The sequence below is a fragment of the Bradyrhizobium sp. CB3481 genome (genome assembly GCF_029714305.1).
GTDB lineage: Bacteria > Pseudomonadota > Alphaproteobacteria > Rhizobiales > Xanthobacteraceae > Bradyrhizobium.
In genome coordinates this window covers 1012501-1030500 of sequence record NZ_CP121647.1, presented here as the reverse complement: position 1 = coordinate 1030500, position 18000 = coordinate 1012501, and the positions used below count along the sequence as shown (strand labels likewise).

At 63.2% G+C, this 18000-nt stretch carries 18 protein-coding genes (1 of these 18 only partly in view); 14 read left to right on the top strand and 4 right to left on the bottom strand.

Going from position 1 to position 18000, the window contains the following annotated elements; genetic code table 11:
* The first annotated feature begins 86 nt into the window (after positions 1 to 86).
* The 4 genes from QA643_RS04915 to QA643_RS04900 all read left to right on the top strand — a co-directional run bounded on the left by QA643_RS04915 (position 87) and on the right by QA643_RS04900 (position 4269).
* Positions 87 to 1694 carry a choline dehydrogenase gene (locus QA643_RS04915; RefSeq protein ID WP_283032079.1) on the top strand — a complete coding sequence of 536 codons (1608 nt, stop codon included), beginning with the start codon at positions 87 to 89 and terminating at the stop codon, positions 1692 to 1694.
* Between the two features lie 155 nt (positions 1695 to 1849).
* Positions 1850 to 2365 (top strand): CvpA family protein, encoded by a 516-nt coding sequence (locus QA643_RS04910; RefSeq protein ID WP_283032078.1) that lies wholly within the window; start codon positions 1850 to 1852, stop codon positions 2363 to 2365.
* Positions 2366 to 2485: 120 nt separating this feature from the next.
* Positions 2486 to 3268 (top strand): SDR family oxidoreductase, encoded by a 783-nt coding sequence (locus QA643_RS04905; RefSeq protein ID WP_283032077.1) that lies wholly within the window; start codon positions 2486 to 2488, stop codon positions 3266 to 3268.
* Between the two features lie 11 nt (positions 3269 to 3279).
* The gene (locus QA643_RS04900; RefSeq protein WP_283032076.1) at positions 3280 to 4269 is read left to right on the top strand and encodes an NADPH:quinone reductase; all 990 of its coding nucleotides are present in this window, start codon (positions 3280 to 3282) and stop codon (positions 4267 to 4269) included.
* On the opposite strand, the gene QA643_RS04895 is transcribed toward QA643_RS04900, so the two are convergent.
* On the bottom strand, positions 4270 to 4683 hold the full coding sequence (locus QA643_RS04895; protein ID WP_283032075.1) for a DUF3775 domain-containing protein: 414 nt from the start codon (positions 4681 to 4683) through the stop codon (positions 4270 to 4272).
* A 115-nt stretch (positions 4684 to 4798) separates the two neighbouring features.
* Here QA643_RS04895 and QA643_RS04890 point away from each other — a divergent pair, with 115 nt between their 5' ends.
* The 5 genes from QA643_RS04890 to QA643_RS04870 all read left to right on the top strand — a co-directional run bounded on the left by QA643_RS04890 (position 4799) and on the right by QA643_RS04870 (position 9263).
* Entirely contained in the window at positions 4799 to 5647 is an 849-nt protein-coding gene (locus QA643_RS04890; RefSeq protein WP_283032074.1) for an MBL fold metallo-hydrolase, read from the top strand.
* A gap of 262 nt (positions 5648 to 5909) precedes the next feature.
* The gene (locus QA643_RS04885; RefSeq protein ID WP_283032073.1) at positions 5910 to 6752 is read left to right on the top strand and encodes a fumarylacetoacetate hydrolase family protein; all 843 of its coding nucleotides are present in this window, start codon (positions 5910 to 5912) and stop codon (positions 6750 to 6752) included.
* 152 nt (positions 6753 to 6904) lie between these two features.
* A complete protein-coding gene (locus QA643_RS04880; protein WP_283032072.1) occupies positions 6905 to 7519 on the top strand; it encodes a glutathione S-transferase family protein in 615 nt (204 codons plus the stop codon).
* An 86-nt stretch (positions 7520 to 7605) separates the two neighbouring features.
* Positions 7606 to 8475, top strand: a complete 870-nt coding sequence (locus QA643_RS04875; protein WP_283032071.1) for an MBL fold metallo-hydrolase — start codon at positions 7606 to 7608, stop codon at positions 8473 to 8475.
* Positions 8472 to 9263: an enoyl-CoA hydratase-related protein gene (locus QA643_RS04870; protein WP_283032070.1), complete on the top strand. Its 792-nt coding sequence runs from the start codon at positions 8472 to 8474 to the stop codon at positions 9261 to 9263. Before QA643_RS04875 ends, QA643_RS04870 begins: the two co-directional genes overlap by 4 nt.
* A 96-nt stretch (positions 9264 to 9359) precedes the next feature.
* Here QA643_RS04870 and QA643_RS04865 read toward each other — a convergent pair whose 3' ends face one another.
* A complete protein-coding gene (locus tag QA643_RS04865; RefSeq protein WP_283032069.1) occupies positions 9360 to 9902 on the bottom strand; it encodes a methylated-DNA--[protein]-cysteine S-methyltransferase in 543 nt (180 codons plus the stop codon).
* Between the two features lie 184 nt (positions 9903 to 10086).
* Here QA643_RS04865 and QA643_RS04860 point away from each other — a divergent pair, with 184 nt between their 5' ends.
* On the top strand, positions 10087 to 10908 hold the full coding sequence (locus QA643_RS04860) for an alpha/beta hydrolase (protein ID WP_283032068.1): 822 nt from the start codon (positions 10087 to 10089) through the stop codon (positions 10906 to 10908).
* 10 nt (positions 10909 to 10918) lie between these two features.
* Here the strand turns inward: QA643_RS04860 and QA643_RS04855 are convergent, their stop codons facing one another.
* The gene (locus QA643_RS04855) at positions 10919 to 12652 is read right to left on the bottom strand and encodes an adenylate/guanylate cyclase domain-containing protein (RefSeq protein ID WP_283032067.1); all 1734 of its coding nucleotides are present in this window, start codon (positions 12650 to 12652) and stop codon (positions 10919 to 10921) included.
* A gap of 181 nt (positions 12653 to 12833) precedes the next feature.
* Between QA643_RS04855 and QA643_RS04850 the strand changes: the two genes are divergently transcribed.
* The 4 genes from QA643_RS04850 (at position 12834) to QA643_RS04835 (ending at position 17421) form a co-directional block, all read left to right on the top strand.
* Positions 12834 to 13508 carry a GntR family transcriptional regulator gene (locus QA643_RS04850; protein ID WP_283032066.1) on the top strand — a complete coding sequence of 225 codons (675 nt, stop codon included), beginning with the start codon at positions 12834 to 12836 and terminating at the stop codon, positions 13506 to 13508.
* Positions 13509 to 13647: 139 nt separating this feature from the next.
* Positions 13648 to 14448, top strand: coding sequence for a phytanoyl-CoA dioxygenase family protein (locus QA643_RS04845; protein ID WP_283032065.1), 801 nt, complete (start codon positions 13648 to 13650; stop codon positions 14446 to 14448).
* 147 nt (positions 14449 to 14595) lie between these two features.
* Positions 14596 to 15909, top strand: a complete 1314-nt coding sequence (locus tag QA643_RS04840; protein ID WP_283032064.1) for a Gfo/Idh/MocA family oxidoreductase — start codon at positions 14596 to 14598, stop codon at positions 15907 to 15909.
* Positions 15910 to 16332: 423 nt separating this feature from the next.
* Complete coding sequence (locus QA643_RS04835) at positions 16333 to 17421, top strand: twin-arginine translocation signal domain-containing protein (protein WP_283032063.1); 1089 nt, start codon at positions 16333 to 16335, stop codon at positions 17419 to 17421.
* An 80-nt stretch (positions 17422 to 17501) separates the two neighbouring features.
* Here QA643_RS04835 and QA643_RS04830 read toward each other — a convergent pair whose 3' ends face one another.
* Positions 17502 to 18000, bottom strand: the 3' portion of a protein-coding gene (locus tag QA643_RS04830; protein WP_283032062.1) for a hypothetical protein. 113 nt of this gene lie beyond the right edge of the window; the window shows 499 of its 612 coding nt (coding positions 114-612); the start codon falls outside the window, past its right edge — the gene reads right to left on this strand; it ends in the stop codon at positions 17502 to 17504.

Sequence of the window (18000 nt, the reverse complement as noted above, 5' to 3'; positions counted from 1 at the left end):
CTTGCCAGAAACGCCGCAAAAGCGGAGTTTTGCGTCCCAAAGAGCTGCCGGAACGGCGCAGCAGAACAAAAAGCAGGGGGACGCCAGTGGCGGATATTTTCGATTTCGTGGTTGTCGGCGGCGGCTCCGGCGGCTGCACGGTGGCGGGGCGGCTGTCGGAAGATCCGAAGACGTCCGTGGCGCTGCTCGACGCTGGCGGGCGGAACGACAATTGGGTGGTCACGACGCCTTTCGCACTCGTGCTGATGGTCGCCGGCAATGTCAACAACTGGGCCTTCAACACCGTGCCGCAAAACGGCCTCAACGGCCGCATCGGCTATCAGCCGCGCGGCAAGGGGCTCGGCGGCTCCTCCGCCATCAATGCGATGGTCTATATCCGCGGCCACCGCACCGATTACGATCAATGGGCCGCGCTCGGCAACACCGGCTGGTCATTCGCCGACGTGCTGCCCTATTTCAAGCGCGCCGAGAACAATTCCGATTTCGATGGCGAGTATCACGGCAAGGACGGCCCGCTCGCCGTCAACAAGTCGCGCACCGGCAATCCGGTGCAGCAGATCTTCCTGCAGGCGGCGCAGGAGGCGCAGTTTCGCCTGCGCGAGGATTTCAACGCCGACGATCACGAAGGCCTAGGCATCTATCAACTGACGCAGAAGAATGGCGAACGCTGCAGCGCCGCCCGCGCCTACATCCACCCGCATATGGATGGCCGTGCCAATTTGCGCGTCGAGACCCACGCCCACGCCACCCGCATCCTGTTCGACGGCAAGCGCGCGGTCGGCGTCGAGTACCGGCAAGGCAAGGAGCTCAGGCAGATTCGCGCCCGGCGCGAGGTGATCCTCGCTGCCGGTGCGTTCCAGACCCCGCAGCTCCTGATGCTCTCCGGCATCGGCGACAGCGCCGCGCTCGCCAAGCACGGCATCGCCGCCGTGCACCATGCGCCCGGGGTCGGGCAGAACCTGCAGGATCATCCGGATTTCGTGTTCGGCTACATGTCGGACAATCCCCACTTCAACGGCATTTCGCTGAAAGCCCTGCCGCGCCTCTTGCGGGCGATCCGCCAATATCGCCGCGAGCGCAGGGGACCGATGACATCGAACTTCGCCGAATGCGGCGGCTTCCTGAAGACGCGGCCCGATCTCGAGATTCCCGACATCCAACTGCATTTCGGCATGGCGATGGCGGACGATCACGGCCGCAAGCGCCATCGCGGCACCGGCTTTTCCTGCCATGTCTGCCTGCTGCGGCCGAAGAGCCGCGGTAGCGTTGCGCTGGCAAGTGCCGATCCGCATGCCCCGCCTTTGATCGATCCGAATTTCTTCGGCGAGGAGAATGATCTTGAAACCATGGTCGCGGGCTTCAAGACCACGCGGCGGCTGATGGAGACACCGGCGCTGCGCGCGTTGCAGAAGAAGGAGATGTTCACCGAAGGCGTGCACAGCGATGACGATATAAGGAGCCTGCTGCGCGCGCGTGTCGACACCGTCTATCACCCGGTCGGCACCGCGAAGATGGGCGTCAATGATCCGATGGCCGTGGTCGATCCGAAGCTGAAAGTGTACGGCGTCGAGGGGCTCCGCGTGGTCGATGCCTCGATCATGCCGACGCTGATCGGCGGCAACACCAACGCGCCGACGATCATGATCGGGGAAAAGGCCGCGGATATGATCAAGGCGGAGCTGCGGGCGGGTTGATTAGGGCTGTCTTCTCCGTCATTGCGAGGAGCCAACGGGTCGCAATGACGTTGATGGGCATACAGGCCGGCTAGCTTGATACAGACGATTTTAGCGATCGCCGATCCTATTCATTGACGAAGCATCGGTATCATGATCCCGGTGGGATGCTTCCAATGAACAGTTTCGACGCCGTCGTCTATGCCGGCCTGACGATTGCCGTGGTCACCGGTTTCAGTACCGGGCTATTGCGCAGTGCCATCACGATTCTTGCCTATCTCATCGCGATGCCGATTGCCGTGGGATTGGTGGCGCAATTATCGCCGCAGATCGGCGATAGGCTTGCTTTGCCGTTTGTGCAGAATCCGCTGCTGTTCTTCGGAGCCTTTATCATCGTTGGCATGGTGCTCGGAAAGATAGCGCGCACGGTCCTCGACGACGCGATCGGGCCGGAAGCCAGTGTGATGGACCGCGTTGGCGGCGCCGTGCTTGGCGCTGTGCGCGTCGGCCTGATCGCGATCACGCTTGTGCTGATGTTCGACCAGCTTCTGCCGGCAAACCAGCAGCCGGCGTTTATGGCCGGTTCGCGGTTGCGACCGCTGCTATCGACCGCGGGGCAATTGGGTGTCAGGTCCTTACCGCCCGATCTCATAGCTGCGATCGACCGCCTGAAGAAAGACCGGCACATATAATCGGTGTGGCTTCCCAGATATGCGTTTCGGCGGTAGCCGCTCCCTTATCACGGCCGTCCGACTTGGCTAGAGTGCTCGCATCACCTTTCAAAAATCGTCTGACATAACGGGAGAGAAACAGTGGATCTTGGGATCAAAGGCCGCCATGCCATCGTCTGTGCATCGAGCAAGGGCCTCGGGCGCGCCTGCGCCATCGCGCTGGCCAATGAAGGCGTGCATGTCACGCTGACCGCACGCGGCGCGGAGGCGCTGAAAAAGACCGCCGATGAAATCCGCAAGGCCAATCCCGGCGTGACCGTCACGGAAGTGGCAGGCGACATCACTACGCCAGCCGGCCGTGAGGCCGTGCTGAAGGCCTGCCCCGAGCCGGACATTCTGGTGAACAATGCCGGTGGCCCGCCGCCCGGCGATTTCCGCAACTGGACCCGCGACGACTGGATCAAGGCGATCGACGCCAACATGCTGACGCCGATCGAGCTGATCAAAGCGACGGTGGACGGCATGATGGCGCGAAAATTCGGCCGCATCGTCAACATCACCTCCGCCGCGGTGAAGGCGCCGATCGACATCCTCGGGCTTTCCAACGGCGCCCGCGCCGGCCTCACCGGTTTTATCGCTGGCCTGTCGCGCAAGACCGTGATCAGCAACGTCACCATCAATGCGCTACTGCCGGGGCCGTTCGACACCGACCGCCTGCGCGGCGTGGGGAAAGCCGAAGCCGAGAAGCGCGGTATCACCGCGGACCAGGTGTTCGCCGAGCGCGCCAAGCAAAATCCGGCCGGTCGCTTCGGCGATCCGGACGAGTTCGGCTATGCCTGCGCCTTCCTGTGCGGCGCCAAGGCCGGCTTCATCACCGGCCAGAACATCCTGCTCGACGGCGGCGCCTTCCCGGGCACGCTCTAAGGAGCGCCCAAATGAAAGCGGTCTGGTACGAACGAACGGGGCCAGCGCCCGAAGTGCTGGTCCATGGCGAGATGCCAACGCCGGTCGCCGGCCCCGGCGAGGTGCGGGTGCGGCTGGAGGCGTCTGGCGTCAATCCCGCCGATGTCGGCCGCCGCGGCGGCGGCTACCGGCCAATGGAATATCCGCGCGTTATTCCAAACAGCGACGGCGCCGGGATCATCGACCAGGTCGGCGACGGCGTCACGCGGCTGAAGCTCGGCCAGCGGGTCTGGCTGTTCAACGGCCAGCGCAACGGCCGCGCCTTCGGCACCGCGGCCGAATATATCGCGCTTGCCGAACATCTGGTGACGCCGCTGCCGGACAATCTGTCGTTCGCCGAAGGCGCGACGCTCGGCATTCCCGCCATGACGGCGTGGTGCTGTCTTTATTGCGACGGGCCGATCGTCGGGCAGACCGTGCTCGTCACCGGCGGCGCCGGCGCTGTCGGGCACTATGCGGTGCAGCTCGCCAAATGGGGCGGCGCCAAGGTGATTGCAACCGTGAGTTCGGCCGCCAAGGGCGAACAGGCGCGGCTCGCCGGCGCCGACCTCGTCGTCAACTACAAGACGGAGGACGTCGTCGCGAAGGCCATGGCCTTCACCGCTCAGCGCGGCGTCGATCGTGTCGTCGATGTCGATTTCGGGGGCAATATCGAGACCACGATGAGGCTGATGGGGATGAACTCGACCATCGCGTTCTACGCCACCAATGGCAACCGCACGCCGGTCGTCCCGGCGCGCGAGCTGATGGAAAAATGCATCGCGATACGCGCGCTGGTGCTGTTCGCGCTACCCCGTCCGCTGTTGGCGGCAGCACAGACGGACATCACGAAATGGCTGGCGGCCGGCCCGCGCATCCACAACGTCGCAGGGCAGTTCGCGCTTTCCGATACCGCGCAGGCGCATCTGGCGGTGGAGAAAGGCGACAAGCTCGGCACCGTGATCGTGGACTGCGCCCGATAATCACTGGACCGGCGTGGTCCGCGCCTCCGTCCACGAGAGGCCAAACTCGTCGAGCCCTTCGGCCAGAAGATCGCCAAGCATCGGCTCGCCGAGGAGATAGCGCGTGGGAGGACCGCTGCGCCCTTCCGCGGCCTGCTGCCGCAGATCCTTCCATTCCTCGATGGTTCCGTCGCCGCGGCCGAGCCGCATCAGCGCGACGAGGTCGATCTGCTCGTCCTCGCTCAGCGCACCGATAAAGCCGGCGATCTCGCGCGCGACGGGATCGCGCCCGTCATCCGCGAGCACATCGATCATGTCGTCATCGCTGGCGTTGGATCCGGAGTCCGGATCGGATGCCGCTTCCTTGACGTCGAACTGCCGGGCCTTCTCGATCAGAAAGCCGACCTTTTCGGGTGAAATCATAAGTTCTGGCATCGCATGTTCCTCATACGGGCCATGCGATAACGCCGAACACCAGCAGATGATCCATTGCGCCGGAACACGGAAACCCGCATCCTTGTTGGAACGAACAGAAGCGAGGGAAGCGCCGATGCAGTGGACCGTGGGCAGGGTCAAGATCACGCAGATCGTGGAAACCGAGACCGTCGGCAGCACGCGCTTCATCCTGCCGCTCGCGACCAATGAAGAAATCCAGAAGCTGCCCTGGCTCATTCCGCACTTTGCAACCGCGGAAGGCCGGCTGAAAATGTCGATCCATTCGCTCGTCGTCGAAACGACCTCGCGCCGGATCATCGTCGACACCGGCCTGGGCAACGACAAGCAGGGCCGCAACGTGCCGACTTGGAACAACCGGAGCGATCCGTTCCTGGAAAAGCTGACGGCGGCCGGCTTCCCGCCCGATAGCATCGACACTGTGCTGTGCACGCACCTGCATGTCGATCATGTCGGCTGGAACACGAAGCTCGTCGGCGGCAAATGGGTGCCGACCTTTGCCAATGCCCGTTACGTGTTCGGCAGGACCGAATACGAATACTGGCGCGACCATAGCGATGCGCCGGATCGGCGCGCCGTGTTCGCCGATTCCGTGCAGCCGATCGCCGATGCCGGCAAGGCCGATCTCGTCGCCAGCGATGAAAGGCTCGCGGACGAAATCACCTTGATCCCGACCCCCGGCCACAGCCCGGGCCATATGAGCGTCCATATCAGGTCCGGCGGCGAGGAAGCCCTGCTGGCGGGGGACGCGGCCCATCACCCCTGCCAGATGGTCCATCTGGATTGGTCATCGACCGCGGATTCCGATCCCAGGCAATCGGCCAAGACCCGCCGCGAGCTATTTTCGCGCTTTGCCGATACGCCGACGCTGGTGATCGGCGGGCACTTCAGCGCCGGCCATATCAGGCGCGATGGCGACGCGTTCAGGTTCGTCGCGCTGGGGTAAAGGGTCGTCCCTCATGGTGAGGAGCGCGTCTTCGCGCGTCTCGAACCATGAGGCCACAGACGTGCCTTCATCCTTCGAGCGGCCGCTGCGCGGCCTCCTCAGGATGAGGGTTTGGCATGTAGCGCCGGGGCTTGGCACGGCGCTTCGCGTCCTCGCCCACCTACCCTGCGCTTTCGGCAGTTGAATTTCCTGCCCCGCTGTTCCAATAAGCGTGCCGAGGTATACCACCAACAAGTCTGATAACCCCGCAGGGAGTGATAAAATGAAGCTCGTTCGTTACGGCGCCAAGGGTGCGGAAAAGCCCGGCCTGATCGATAAATCCGGCCAGTTGCGCGACCTTTCGGCCCAACTGAAGGACCTCGACGGCGAGGCCTATTCGCCGGCCTCCCTGGCCAAGCTGGCCGCTCTGGATACCTCCAAGCTTCCCGCCGTCGATGGCAAGCAGCGCTTCGGCGCGCCGGTCACCGGCATCTCGAAATTCGTCGCGATCGGCCTGAACTACAGCGACCACGCCAAGGAGACGGGATCGCCGATTCCGAGCGAGCCGATCTTCTTCATCAAGGCCAACACCTCGCTGTCGGGCCCGAACGACGCCGTCGAAAAGCCGCGCGGCTCGACCAAGCTCGACTGGGAAGTCGAGATCGCCGCCATCATCGGGACCCGCGCCAAATATGTCTCGGAAGCCGATGCGCTGAATCATATCGCCGGCTATTGCGTCTGCAACGACGTCTCCGAACGCAACTTTCAGCAGGAGCGCGGCGGCCAGTGGACCAAAGGCAAGTCGCACGACACGTTCGGCCCGGTCGGCCCGTGGCTGGTGACCAAGGACGAAATCGCTGACGTGCAGAAGCTCGGCATGTGGCTCGACGTCAACGGCCAGCGCCGCCAGACCGGCAACACCTCGACCATGATCTTCTCGATGGCGAAGTGCATTTCCTATGTCTCGCAGTTCATGACGCTGCTGCCCGGCGACATCGTCACGACGGGCACCCCGCCCGGCGTCGGTCTCGGCATGAAGCCGCCGACGTTCCTCAATGTCGGCGACGTGGTCACGCTCGGCATCGACGGCCTCGGCGAGCAGCGCCAGGAAATCATCGCGGCCTAGCTGTCATACCCGCGAAGGCGGGTATCCAGTACGCCGCGGCCTTCGTGAGAAACCGAACCGCCGCGGCGTACTGGATCATCCGCTTTCGCGGATGATGACGTCTGAGTGGTTGTCATGACCTTACAAAACAAGAAGAAGCCTCCGAGGACAACATGAAACTGACCTTCTCCCCCGCCTCGCCGTTCGCCCGAAAAGTCCGCATCGCCGCGATCGAGACCGGCTTGATCGACAAGATCGAGCTCACGCCCGCGACCGTCGCGCCGGCGCAGCCCAACGAGGAATATTCCAAGATCACGCCGCTGAAGAAGCTGCCGGTGCTGATCCTCGACAATGGCGATGTGATTCTGGATTCTTACGTCATCGTCGAATATCTCGATGAGCTCGCCGGCGGCGGCAAGCTGATCCCGACCTCCGGTCCCGAGCGCTGGAAAGTAAAGAGCGACCACTCGCTGTTGCAAGGCATGCTGGATTCCATGCTGCTGTGCCGCTACGAGGGCATGGTGCGGCCGGAGCCGCTGCGCTGGAAGGCGTGGTCGGACGATCACTGGAATCGTGCCTGGACCGGCATGGCGCGGTTCGAGAACAAGCCCGACGTATTGTCCGGCCCGTTCAATATCGCCCAGATCGGCCTTGTTTGCGTGCTCGGCTATGCCGATTTCCGTTTTGCCGATTGCGGCTGGCGCAAGGCCTTCCCAAAACTCGACGCATTCCATCAGAAGATGATGGAACGTCCGTCGGTGAAAATCTCGGTACCGCCGCCGGCGTAAGGCAACAACGGAGACGGCAGCATGCGCGAGGGTAGCATTGCGGCGCCTCGGCCTGACTGCCGCGCTTCATTCAGCCGGGAAACAACATGAGCCTCAAATTCACCGTCGGCGACCTCACCATTCATCGTATCATCGAGCAGGAGACCACCTTCCTGCCGGCGCTGGAAATGTTGCCGAGCCTGACGCCGGAAGTGCTTGCCGAAAACCGCGCCTGGATGCAGAAGGCCGGCGCACTCGACGACAAGGACGTGCTGATCCTGTGCTTCCAGTCCTATGTGGTGAAGACGCCGCATCACACCATCCTGATCGATAGCTGCATCGGCAACGACAAACCGCGCCCGCAGCGGCCGAAATGGAACATGAAGACCGACGATACCTACGCGCGCGCATTGGGCGCCGCAGGGATTTCAGTCGGCGATATCGACTACGTCATGTGCACGCATCTGCATGTCGATCATGTCGGCTGGAATACGCGGCTCGACAACGGCCGCTGGGTACCGACTTTTCCAAAAGCGCGCTACGTGTTTGAAAAGACCGAGTTCGACTACTGGACCGAGACACACGCCAAAACGCCGGTGCCGCCGTTTGGCGACAGCGTGCTGCCGATCGTCGAGGCGAAGCAGGCCGAGATCGTGGGCAGCGATTTTTCGATCGGCGACCACACCCGCATCCTGCCGACCCCGGGACATACGCCGGGCCACGCCGCCTTTACCTTCGGCCGGGCTAAGGATGACGCCGTGTTCTCCGGCGATCTGATGCATTCGCCGCTGCAGACGCGTTATCCGGAGATGTCGGTGAAGTTCGACGTGGATCAGGCGCAGGCGGCGAAGACGCGGCGCAGCTTCCTGGAGCGCTACTGCGACACCGACACGCTGTGCTGCACCGCGCATTTCCCCTCACCCTCAGTTGGAAAGATCCGGCGCAAGGGTAACGGCTTCTCCTGCGAGGCGATATGAACACGTTCGAGACGCTGTCGCTCGAACCGGTCGATCAGCACGTGATGGTCGTCCGGCTCAATCGGCCTGACGCTTCCAACGCGCTCAACACCCAGATGGGGCGCGATCTCGTGCGGTATTTCGAAGATACCGCGCTCGATCCGCAAAGCCTGCGCTGCATCGTGCTGACCGGCACCGGCGACAAGGCGTTCTGTGCCGGCGGCGACCTGAAGGAACGGCGCGGCATGAGCGACGAGGCGTGGACGCGCCAGCATGTCATCTTCGAGCGCATGGTGCGGTCGCTGATCGATTGCCCGGTCCCGATCATCGGCGCCGTCAATGGCGCGGCCTATGGCGGCGGCTGCGAGATCGCTGGCTGTTGCGATTTCCTCTACGCCGCCGAAAGCGCGCGCTTCGCACTGAACGAGGTCACGCTCGGCATCATGCCGGGCGGTGGCGGCACGCAGACCCTGCCCCGCGCGGTCGGCGAACGCCGCGCCAAGGAGTTGATCCTGACCGGCAAGCCGTTCACATCAACGGAAGCGCGCGAATGGGGCCTTGTGAACGAGGTATTCCCGCTGCCGGAATTACTGCCCGCGGCGCTGGCGACCGCCGCGCGCATCGCCCGCAACGCGCCGATCTCCGTCCGTCAAGCGAAGCTCTCGATCCATCGCGGCCTGCAACTATCGCTGCGCGACGGCCTCGCGCTCGAGATCGAGGCCTATAACCGCATGGTGCCGACGGAAGATCGCCGCGAGGGCGTGCTGGCCTTCAACGAAAAGCGCACGCCCAATTTCAAGGGCAAGTAAGCCCATAGCGTTTTCGAGCGAAGTGGATACCGGTTCGCATGAAGAAAACGCGTCAAAACAAGAAGCGTCGGTTCTGATGCATCAGAACCGACGCCATCAATCGAACAGGCTCGGCGTGTGGTTCACGATCGCGCCTTCGATCGCCAGCATCTTCAGCTTCGTTACCACGCCGCCATTGGCGGAGAAGCCGCCCGGCTTGTTGCCCGCCGCCAGCACGCGGTGACACGGCACCACGATCGGACAGGGGTTGCGGCCCAGCGCCTGGCCGACGTCGCGCGACAGCTCGACGCCACCGAGCTTCTTGGCGATATCGCCATAGGTCATGGTTTTGCCCGGCGGAATGGTGCGCGCGATGTCGTAGACGCCGCGGTTGAATTCAGGAACATCGTCGAGGTCGAGCACGACCTCAGTGAGGTCGTTCGGCTTGCCCGCGAGCAGCTCGACCATTCCATCGATCGCAGCCTGCACCTTCGCGGGCGGCTCTGCCTCGATCAGATCGCCATGGCGCTGCTGCAGGCGGGTACGGGTCTTCTTCTCGTCGCCCATCGGCAATTGCACCGAGGTAATGCCGCGCTCGCCCCACACGACGCCGCAGCGGCCGATCGCGGTATCGAATATCGCAAAATGCTGCACGGTCATGGCTGGCTCCATCATCTCCTGTTCACTGCCACCCAGCTTCCTCTTGAGCCTAAATCTAGGCTTGGAGATTATTGCTATCCACCCGAATCCCGGGGGAACTTGACGGCATGAACAACTTCCGCTGATCTGGGGCCCTCTCCGGCGCCGTTCAATGGCCCACCCTTTCATCCCGCACGAGATCGCCATGCAAACCTTTCACGTCAACGGCTATGACATGGCCTATCTCGATATCGGGAAGAGCGCCGATGGCGGCCCGCCCCTGATCTGCGTGCATGGCTCGCTGTGCGATTTCCGGATCTGGTCCTCGGTGCTGGGGCCGCTGACCCGCCGACACCGCGTGATCGCACCGTCGCTGCGGCATTTCTTCCCCGAGCACTGGGACGGGGTCGGTGACACCTATTCGATCGCGCAGCACATCGACGACGTGATCGGCTTCATTGAGAAGCTGGATACCGGACCGGTCGATTTAATGGGCCATTCCCGCGGAGGCCACATCTGCTTTCGCGTCGCACAGCGGCGGCCGGATTTGCTGCGCAAGCTGATCCTGGCCGAGCCCGGCGGAGAACTAGATGCTACGCTCGATCCCAGCTACGAGCCTGGCCCCTCGCCGCTGGCCGGCATGATCGCAGCATCCGCAGAGTTGATCGCCAAGGGCGACATCGACGGTGGCCTGGCGGTTTTCCATGATGCACTGGAAGGACCGGGCGCCTGGAAGCGCCTGCCCGCGATGCCCAAGCAGCTCCTCCGCGACAACGCCACGACGGTGATCGGGCAGATGCGCGACCACCGCCCGCCCTTCTCCAAGGCAGATGCGGAAGCAATCAGGACGCCCACGCTGTTCATCGGCGGCGCCAACACCAAGGGCTCACCGCCAAAGGTACTGCATGCGCTGGCGGCTAACGTGAACGGATCGCGCGTCGAGATGATCGCGGGCACCACACACACGATGTTCGTGCAAGCGCCGCAGAAATACTGTGAAATCGTGCTGGCGTTCCTCGCGGTGTAAGCGCAGCCAGCTACTTCTGATCGAGGCGCCAGGCGCCATCCCAATCGGCGGGCGGCGGATTGGCCCTGAAATTCTCGACCCGTTCGGCCATCGCCTTCGACGGACCATCGCCGGGAACGGCTTCAAGCGCCGCCAGGAAGGCCCGATGCGCATCGTCCCAGCGCCGTGCCCGGTAGGCGGCAAGGCCTTCGGCATACCGCGCCTGCAGCTCAAGCTGCTGCTCGGTCAACTCGCCGGTGCGGCCGATGATCTCGAACACCGTTTCGGGATGGGTCTGGCCGACCACGATCACACGATCGACCTCGCGCGCTTCGACCGCATCGCCGGCCGCCATGATCGCCGCTTCTGAGGCCAGCGAATGGCTGCCGTAGATCTTGTTGGCGTTCTCCAGGCGTGAGGCGAGATTCACCGCGTCGCCCATCACCGTGTAGCTCATCATGAATTCCGAGCCGATGCTGCCGACCAGCACCTCGCCCGTCGCAATGCCGATGCGCACCTCGCAATCGCTCGGCACGGTGCGCACGCCGATCAGTTCGGGCAACTCGGTGCGCAGCGCCGTGCCGCGATCCGCCATCTCGACGGCGGCAAGACACGCCAGGCGTGCCTGCTCGCTGTCTTCGGTGAAGGGAGGGCCCCAATAGGCCATGATGGCGTCGCCGATATATTTGTCGATGATGCCGCGATGGCCGCGGATCGGCCCCGACATCGTCGAGAGATAGTGGTTCATCACCTTGACCAGGCCCTGCGGCGTCATGCCCTCGCTGAGGCTGGTAAAACCTTTCATGTCGCAGAACAGCACTGTCATCACGCGCCGCTCGCCGCTACTAGCGGCCAACGACTTCGGGTCGATCAGTCCTTCCACGACGCGGGGATCGACATAGCGCCCAAACGTCTCGCGCAGCCGCTCCTTGTGGCGCAACTGCTCGACCATCTTGTTGAAGGCGGCGGTGAGCTGGCCGATTTCGTCGCGCGTCGTGACGTCGATCGACCCGTCGAGCTTGCCGGCCTCCACCGCCCGCGTGCCTTCCAGAAGCCGTCGCACGGGCCGCGTGATGCCGATAGAGACGAACATCGCAAACAACAGTCCCAGGATGGACGCCAGCACCGTCAGCACCACGGAAATCGCGATGGCGGTCTTTTGGTCGCGCATCGTCGCTTCGGCATCGCTGCGGACCTGCGCCATCATCTCCTTGCGGATGTTTTCCACCTTTTGCGTGAATTGATCGCGCAGCGTGTCGGATCGCGCAAGGCTGGCCCGGGCTTCAGCAAACTGGCCAGCCGCCACCACGGACAACAGACGCTGATATTCCTCGGCCAGGTAGCGGCGAAGATCGGTGCTGACGTTTTCGATCTGATCGTCAATCCGGCCCAGCCGGGCATTGTCCGAGACGGTGGAGGTGTCGTCGATGATCGCGTTGATCAAGGCGCGGGCCGCTTGCGCCTCCTTCTCGACCTCGTCCCCCTTCGCCTCATAGAGCTTCTGCCGCTCGACAAAGCCGGCCTCGTCGGGCGGCGTCTGCATCTTGGCGATCACCATACGGCGCAGCGCCAGCGCCTGCTCCAGCGACCGGACGTTCATCCGCGCCAAGTGGCCGTAAGCCTCGACATATTTGGAGCTGAGCTCGTCGAGCTGATGGGCGATCTTTCGCGTCATCACCGTCGACAAAACCGACGTGATCGCCATCAGGAAAATCAAGCCCAGCGCGATGCCGATAATCCGCTTGCGGATGGTCGGACGCAGCATGGACAGATTTTCAAGTGTGATGGCCATGATCGGGAAACAGAGCAACAAAAGCGACCGTCCGGCAATCGGCCGAGCCTGGTGTGTTTAGCGCGCGGCACCACCCTGCCGATAGGCTTGACTCAAGCCAGGGTGCTCGCTAACTTCGAATTCGGAATTCCGTATTCCAAATAGGATGGCCGGCATGATCCCCCTGGATCCGCTCCCGAACCTGATCGACCAGGTCTATGCCCGGATCCTCGAGGCGATCACGGACCGGACGCTGCCCCCCGGTCACCGCATCCGGCAGAACGAACTTGCGGAACGGCTCGGCGTCTCGCGCCAGCCGGTGTCCCATGCGCTGCATCTGCTGCACCGGCAGGGGCTGGTCGCCGAAAGCGGCCGCCGCGGTTTTGAGGTCACCCGGCTCGATCCCGAGCGCATCCGCCAGCTCTACGAAGTGCGCGGCGCCATTGATGCGCTGGCGGCCAGGCTCGCGGCAGGGCGCGTCAGGACCGATGCAAAAGGACGCACGCAGCTCGAGGCGGCGCTGGACGCGGGGCGGACTATCCGCAAGGACACGCCGCTGGCGCGGCTGATCGCGCTCGACGTCGATTTTCACAGCGCGATCTATCGGCTCGCCGGCAATCCCGCGATCGAGGAAATGATTGCGCCGCAATGGCCGCACATGCGCCGCTCGATGGCGACGGTGCTCGCCGAGCTCGATTACCGCGAACGCGCGTGGAGCGAGCACGAAAAGATCGCGACGGAGATCCTTGCCGGCAACGCGGGAGCCGCGGAAGCCGCGGCGCTGGCGCATGCGCAGACGGCGGGACGCATGACTGAGGAGAGATTGAGAGCGGTTGATAGGGCGGCGTAGCGACTAGCAAGTCCTCATCCTGAGGAGCCGCGAAGCGGCGTCTCGAAGGATGGGCCCGGGCCTCATGGTTCGAGACGCGCGAAGGCGCGCTCCTCACCACGAGGGGAGAGAAAACAAAAAATCAACAGGAGAGAACGCCATGAAACTGACGCCACAGCAGATCGAATTCTTCAATCGCGAAGGCTGGCTGTTCCTGCCCGAGCTGTTCAGCCAGGAAGAGGTGGATTATCTGGCACGCGAGGCCGTCAGCATCTACGACGCTGATCGCCCCGAGGTGTGGCGCGAGAAGAGCGGCGCGCCGCGCACCGCCTTTGCCGCCCATCTCTATAACGAGGCGTTCGGCGTTCTCGGCGCGCATCCGCGCATGATCGAGCCGATCGAGCAGATTTTTGGCGAAAAGCTCTACATGCATCAGTTCAAGATCAACGCCAAGGCCGCCTTCACCGGTGACGTCTGGCAATGGCATCAGGATTACGGCACCTGGAAGCGCGATGACGGCATGCCGCTGCCGCGCGCGATGAACATCGCGATCTTCCTGGACGAGGTGATGCCAATCAACGGTCCCCTGATGCTGGTGCCGAAGAGCCAGCACGCCGGCGACCTCAAGGCCTCGCACGATCTGGAAACCACCTCCTACCCGCTGTGGACACTGGATGAGGAGACCGTCACGCGCCTCGTCAAGGAAGGCGGCATCGTCGCGCCGACCGGCAAGGCCGGCGGCATGCTGATGTTCCACGGCAACCTCGTGCACGGATCGAGCGGCAACATCACGCCCTACCCGCGCAAGATCGTGTATCTGACGCTAAATGCGGTCTCGAACTACATCCGCACCCCGACGCGACCGGAATACATCGCCCATCGCGATTTCACTCCGATCGAGCCGGTGGACGATGATGCGCTGCTGCGGCTGGCGCGGGCGCACCGCGAGGCGGCGGAGTAAGTTTCTCGTGCCCCGGACGCTGCGCGGCGCGAAGCGGCGCGCTGCAGAGCCGGGGCCCACTCCACTCGCACCTCTCATGGGTCCCGGCTCTGCGGAGCAGCGTTTCACGCTGTACCGCGTCCGGGACACGATAACTGGATCACTTCCATGAACCTTCACCGCCTCCTCTCCGCCCGCCATGTGGCCGGCAAACCGGTTCGCGTCGCGCTGATCGGCGCCGGCAAGTTCGGCTCGATGTTCCTGTCGCAGGTGCCGCATACGCCGGGACTGGAAGTATCCGTCATCGTCGACCTCGACCGCGATCGTGCGCGCGAAGCCTGCCGAACCGTCGGCTGGGACCAGGCGCTGATCGCGCGAACCGCCTTCACCGACGACGGCGCGCGGGCGATAGCCGGCGGCGCGATGGATGTCGTTGTCGAAGCCACCGGCAATCCCGCGGTCGGCATCAAGCATGCGCGCGCGGCGATTGCGGCCGGCAAGCATGTCGTCATGGTCAATGTCGAGGCCGACGTGCTGGCCGGCCCGCTATTGGCGCAAGAAGCGCGCAAGGCCGGCGTGGTCTATTCGCTGGCCTATGGCGACCAGCCGGCGCTCACCGCCGAGATGGTCGACTGGGCGCGCGCCACCGGCTTTCGTGTCGTCGCCGCCGGCAAGGGCACAAAATACCTGCCCGCCTATCACGACGTGACGCCGGACGGCGTCTGGAGCCATTACGGTTTGACAGCTGGAGAAGCGCAATCGGCCGGCATGAACCCGCAGATGTTCAATTCGTTTCTGGACGGCACCAAATCCGCGATTGAAATGGCAGCGATTGCCAACGCATGCGGACTCGACGTGCCGTCGGATGGCCTATCGTTTCCGCCGTGCGGCGTCGACGATCTGCCGCATGTGATGCGGCCGCGCGACAAGGGCGGCGTGCTGGAAAAGGCAGGCCTTGCGGAGGTCGTCTCCTCGCTGGAGCGCGATGGCCGACCCGTGTTCAGGGATTTGCGCTGGGGCGTCTATGTCGTGCTGGAAGCGCCGAATGATTACGCGGCCGATTGCTTCAAACAGTATGGGCTGAAAACCGATGCTTCGGGCCGTTATGCGGCGATGTACAAGCCGTATCACCTGATCGGCCTCGAGTTGAATATCTCGATCCTGTCGGCCGCGCTGCGCAGCGAGCCGACCGGACAGCCGCAAGATTTTCGCGGCGATGTCCCGGCCGTCGCCAAGCGCAATCTGCGCGCCGGCGAGATGCTCGACGGCGAAGGCGGCTATACCGTGTGGGGCAAGCTGATGCCCGCGGCGAAGAGCCTTGCGGCCGGCGCGCTGCCGATCGGCCTTGCCCATCGCGTCAAGCTGAAGAACGACGTCGCCCACGGCGCGGTGGTGCGCTGGAGCGACGTCGAGGTTGATGCCGATAACGAGACGATCAGGACGCGCCGCGCGATGGAAGCGGCCTTCTCCGGACGACGATGATGGCACAATGCGCCATCATTCAGATGCTGTGGTTTGAATTTCGATCGCCTTGTGCTGGCACGCTCAAATTATATGGCGGGAGAGCGATCGTGAACGCGCTCGTGCGGCGGAATTACTGCAATGCGGCATTTCCGCCGCGCCCGGCTATTGCTCCCGTCTTAGCCTTTCGTCGGACGACGCTCAGTATTCAGGCAAACCTTCGCAGTGCGGCCGAACCAGAAGCCTTGATTATCAATCACTAATTCGTCATCCTGCCGGCAGGTCCACAAAGCCGGGAAATTGATTGCATCGAAAACCAAGAGCCTTGGTTTCAGGGCCGACATTCCTAAACAACAGCCCGCTGCCGCCCACCGGTAACAGAGAAGACGACAGGAGATCGTCATCCGTTGGTCAGCCGGCAAATAATAGAGGGGAAACATACCAATGAAACGTCGTGATTTCTTGAAAGTTGGCGGCGTCGGTCTCGCCGCGAGTGCGGTCGCCGCGCCAGCGATTGCGCAATCCAATCCCGAGATAAAGTGGCGATATACGGCGAGCTGGCCGAAAGCACTCGATACGCTGTATGGCGGCTGCGAATATTTCGCCAAGCGCGTCGCCGAAATCACCGACAACAAATTCCAGATCCAGGCCTTCGCCGCCGGCGAAATCGTGCCCGGCCTGCAGGTGCTCGACGCGGTCTCGAACGGCACCGTCGAGATGGGCAACACCGCGCTCTATTATTACTGGGGCAAGAACCCGGCCTTCACCTTCGGCACATCGCTGCCGTTCGGCCTCAACACGCGCTCGCACATTTCCTGGCTGCGCTTCGGCGGCGGCATGGACATGCTCAACGACCTTCTGAAGGAATATAACTGCGTCGGCGTGCCGACCGGTTCGACCGGCGCCCAGATGGGCGGCTGGTTCCGGAAAGAGATCAAGTCGATGGAGGATTTCAAGGGATTGAAATTCCGCGTCGGCGGTTTCGCCGGCACCATCATTGCCAAGGTCGGCGGCGTGCCGCAGCAGATCGCGGGCGGCGACATCTATCCGGCGCTCGAGAAAGGCACCATCGACGCCGCCGAGTGGGTCGGCCCCTATGACGATGAAAAGCTCGGCTTCGTGAAGGTCGCGAAGTACTACTACTATCCGGGCTGGTGGGAAGGCACCGGCCAGGGCCACAACATCATGAACATCGAGAAGTTCAACGCCCTGCCGAAGCACTATCAGGCCGCGATCGAGACCGCGTCCTACGATACGTTCACCTGGGTCACCGGCAAATACGACTACGTCAATCCGCCGGCGCTGAAGCGACTGCTCGCCGCCGGCGCGATCCTGCGGCCGTTCCCGCAGGAGGTGCTTGAGGCCTGCTACAATGCCGCCAACGGCATCTACGCAGATCTCTCCAAGAGCAATCCGCACTTCAACAAGATGTATACGAGCCTGTCGGCATTCCGGAATGAATCGCTGGCGTGGAATCAGGTCGCTGAGCTGAGCTACGACAGCTTCATGATGCGGATGCGCACGCGCACCTGAGGCGAGGCGCTCGACGACAAGAAAAGAAGCCCCGGAGATTTTCTCCGGGGCTTCTTCGTTGAGGGATACGTTCGCGAGTTCTATTCCTCGCTCTCGCCGAGCGCTTCGGCGAGCTTATCGTAATATTTCGCGACGAGATCGATATTGCCCTTGTTCTCGATCGCCGGCGGCGGCGACTTCAGCGCCTCATTGAGGTCGGCAAGCGCTTCCTTCTTGTCCTTGGCCGACATCTTCTTGTCGGCCTGGATCTGGGCAATCTGCGCCTTGAGCACGGCCTCGGCGCCAACGAACTTCTTCGTCGCGGGATCGAAGCCGCCGAGCACCAGACTGATATTGTCGACGACGGCGTTGTATTCGTCGTAGCTGGCAAAGCCGTTCTTCTTGGCGACGGCGTCGAGCTGCGCGTCGACTTTCGGATCCGGCTTGGCGTTGTCTGGAATCTTGTCGGTGATGGCGTCGACGTCCTTCTGCGCCGCTAGCACGCCCTGGATCTGCTTCTCGGTCAGCGCGATCTGCTTGAGGGCGGGGGCTTCCTGCTGGGCGGGCGGTGGCACGGCCTGGGCCGGGGCAGATTGCTTC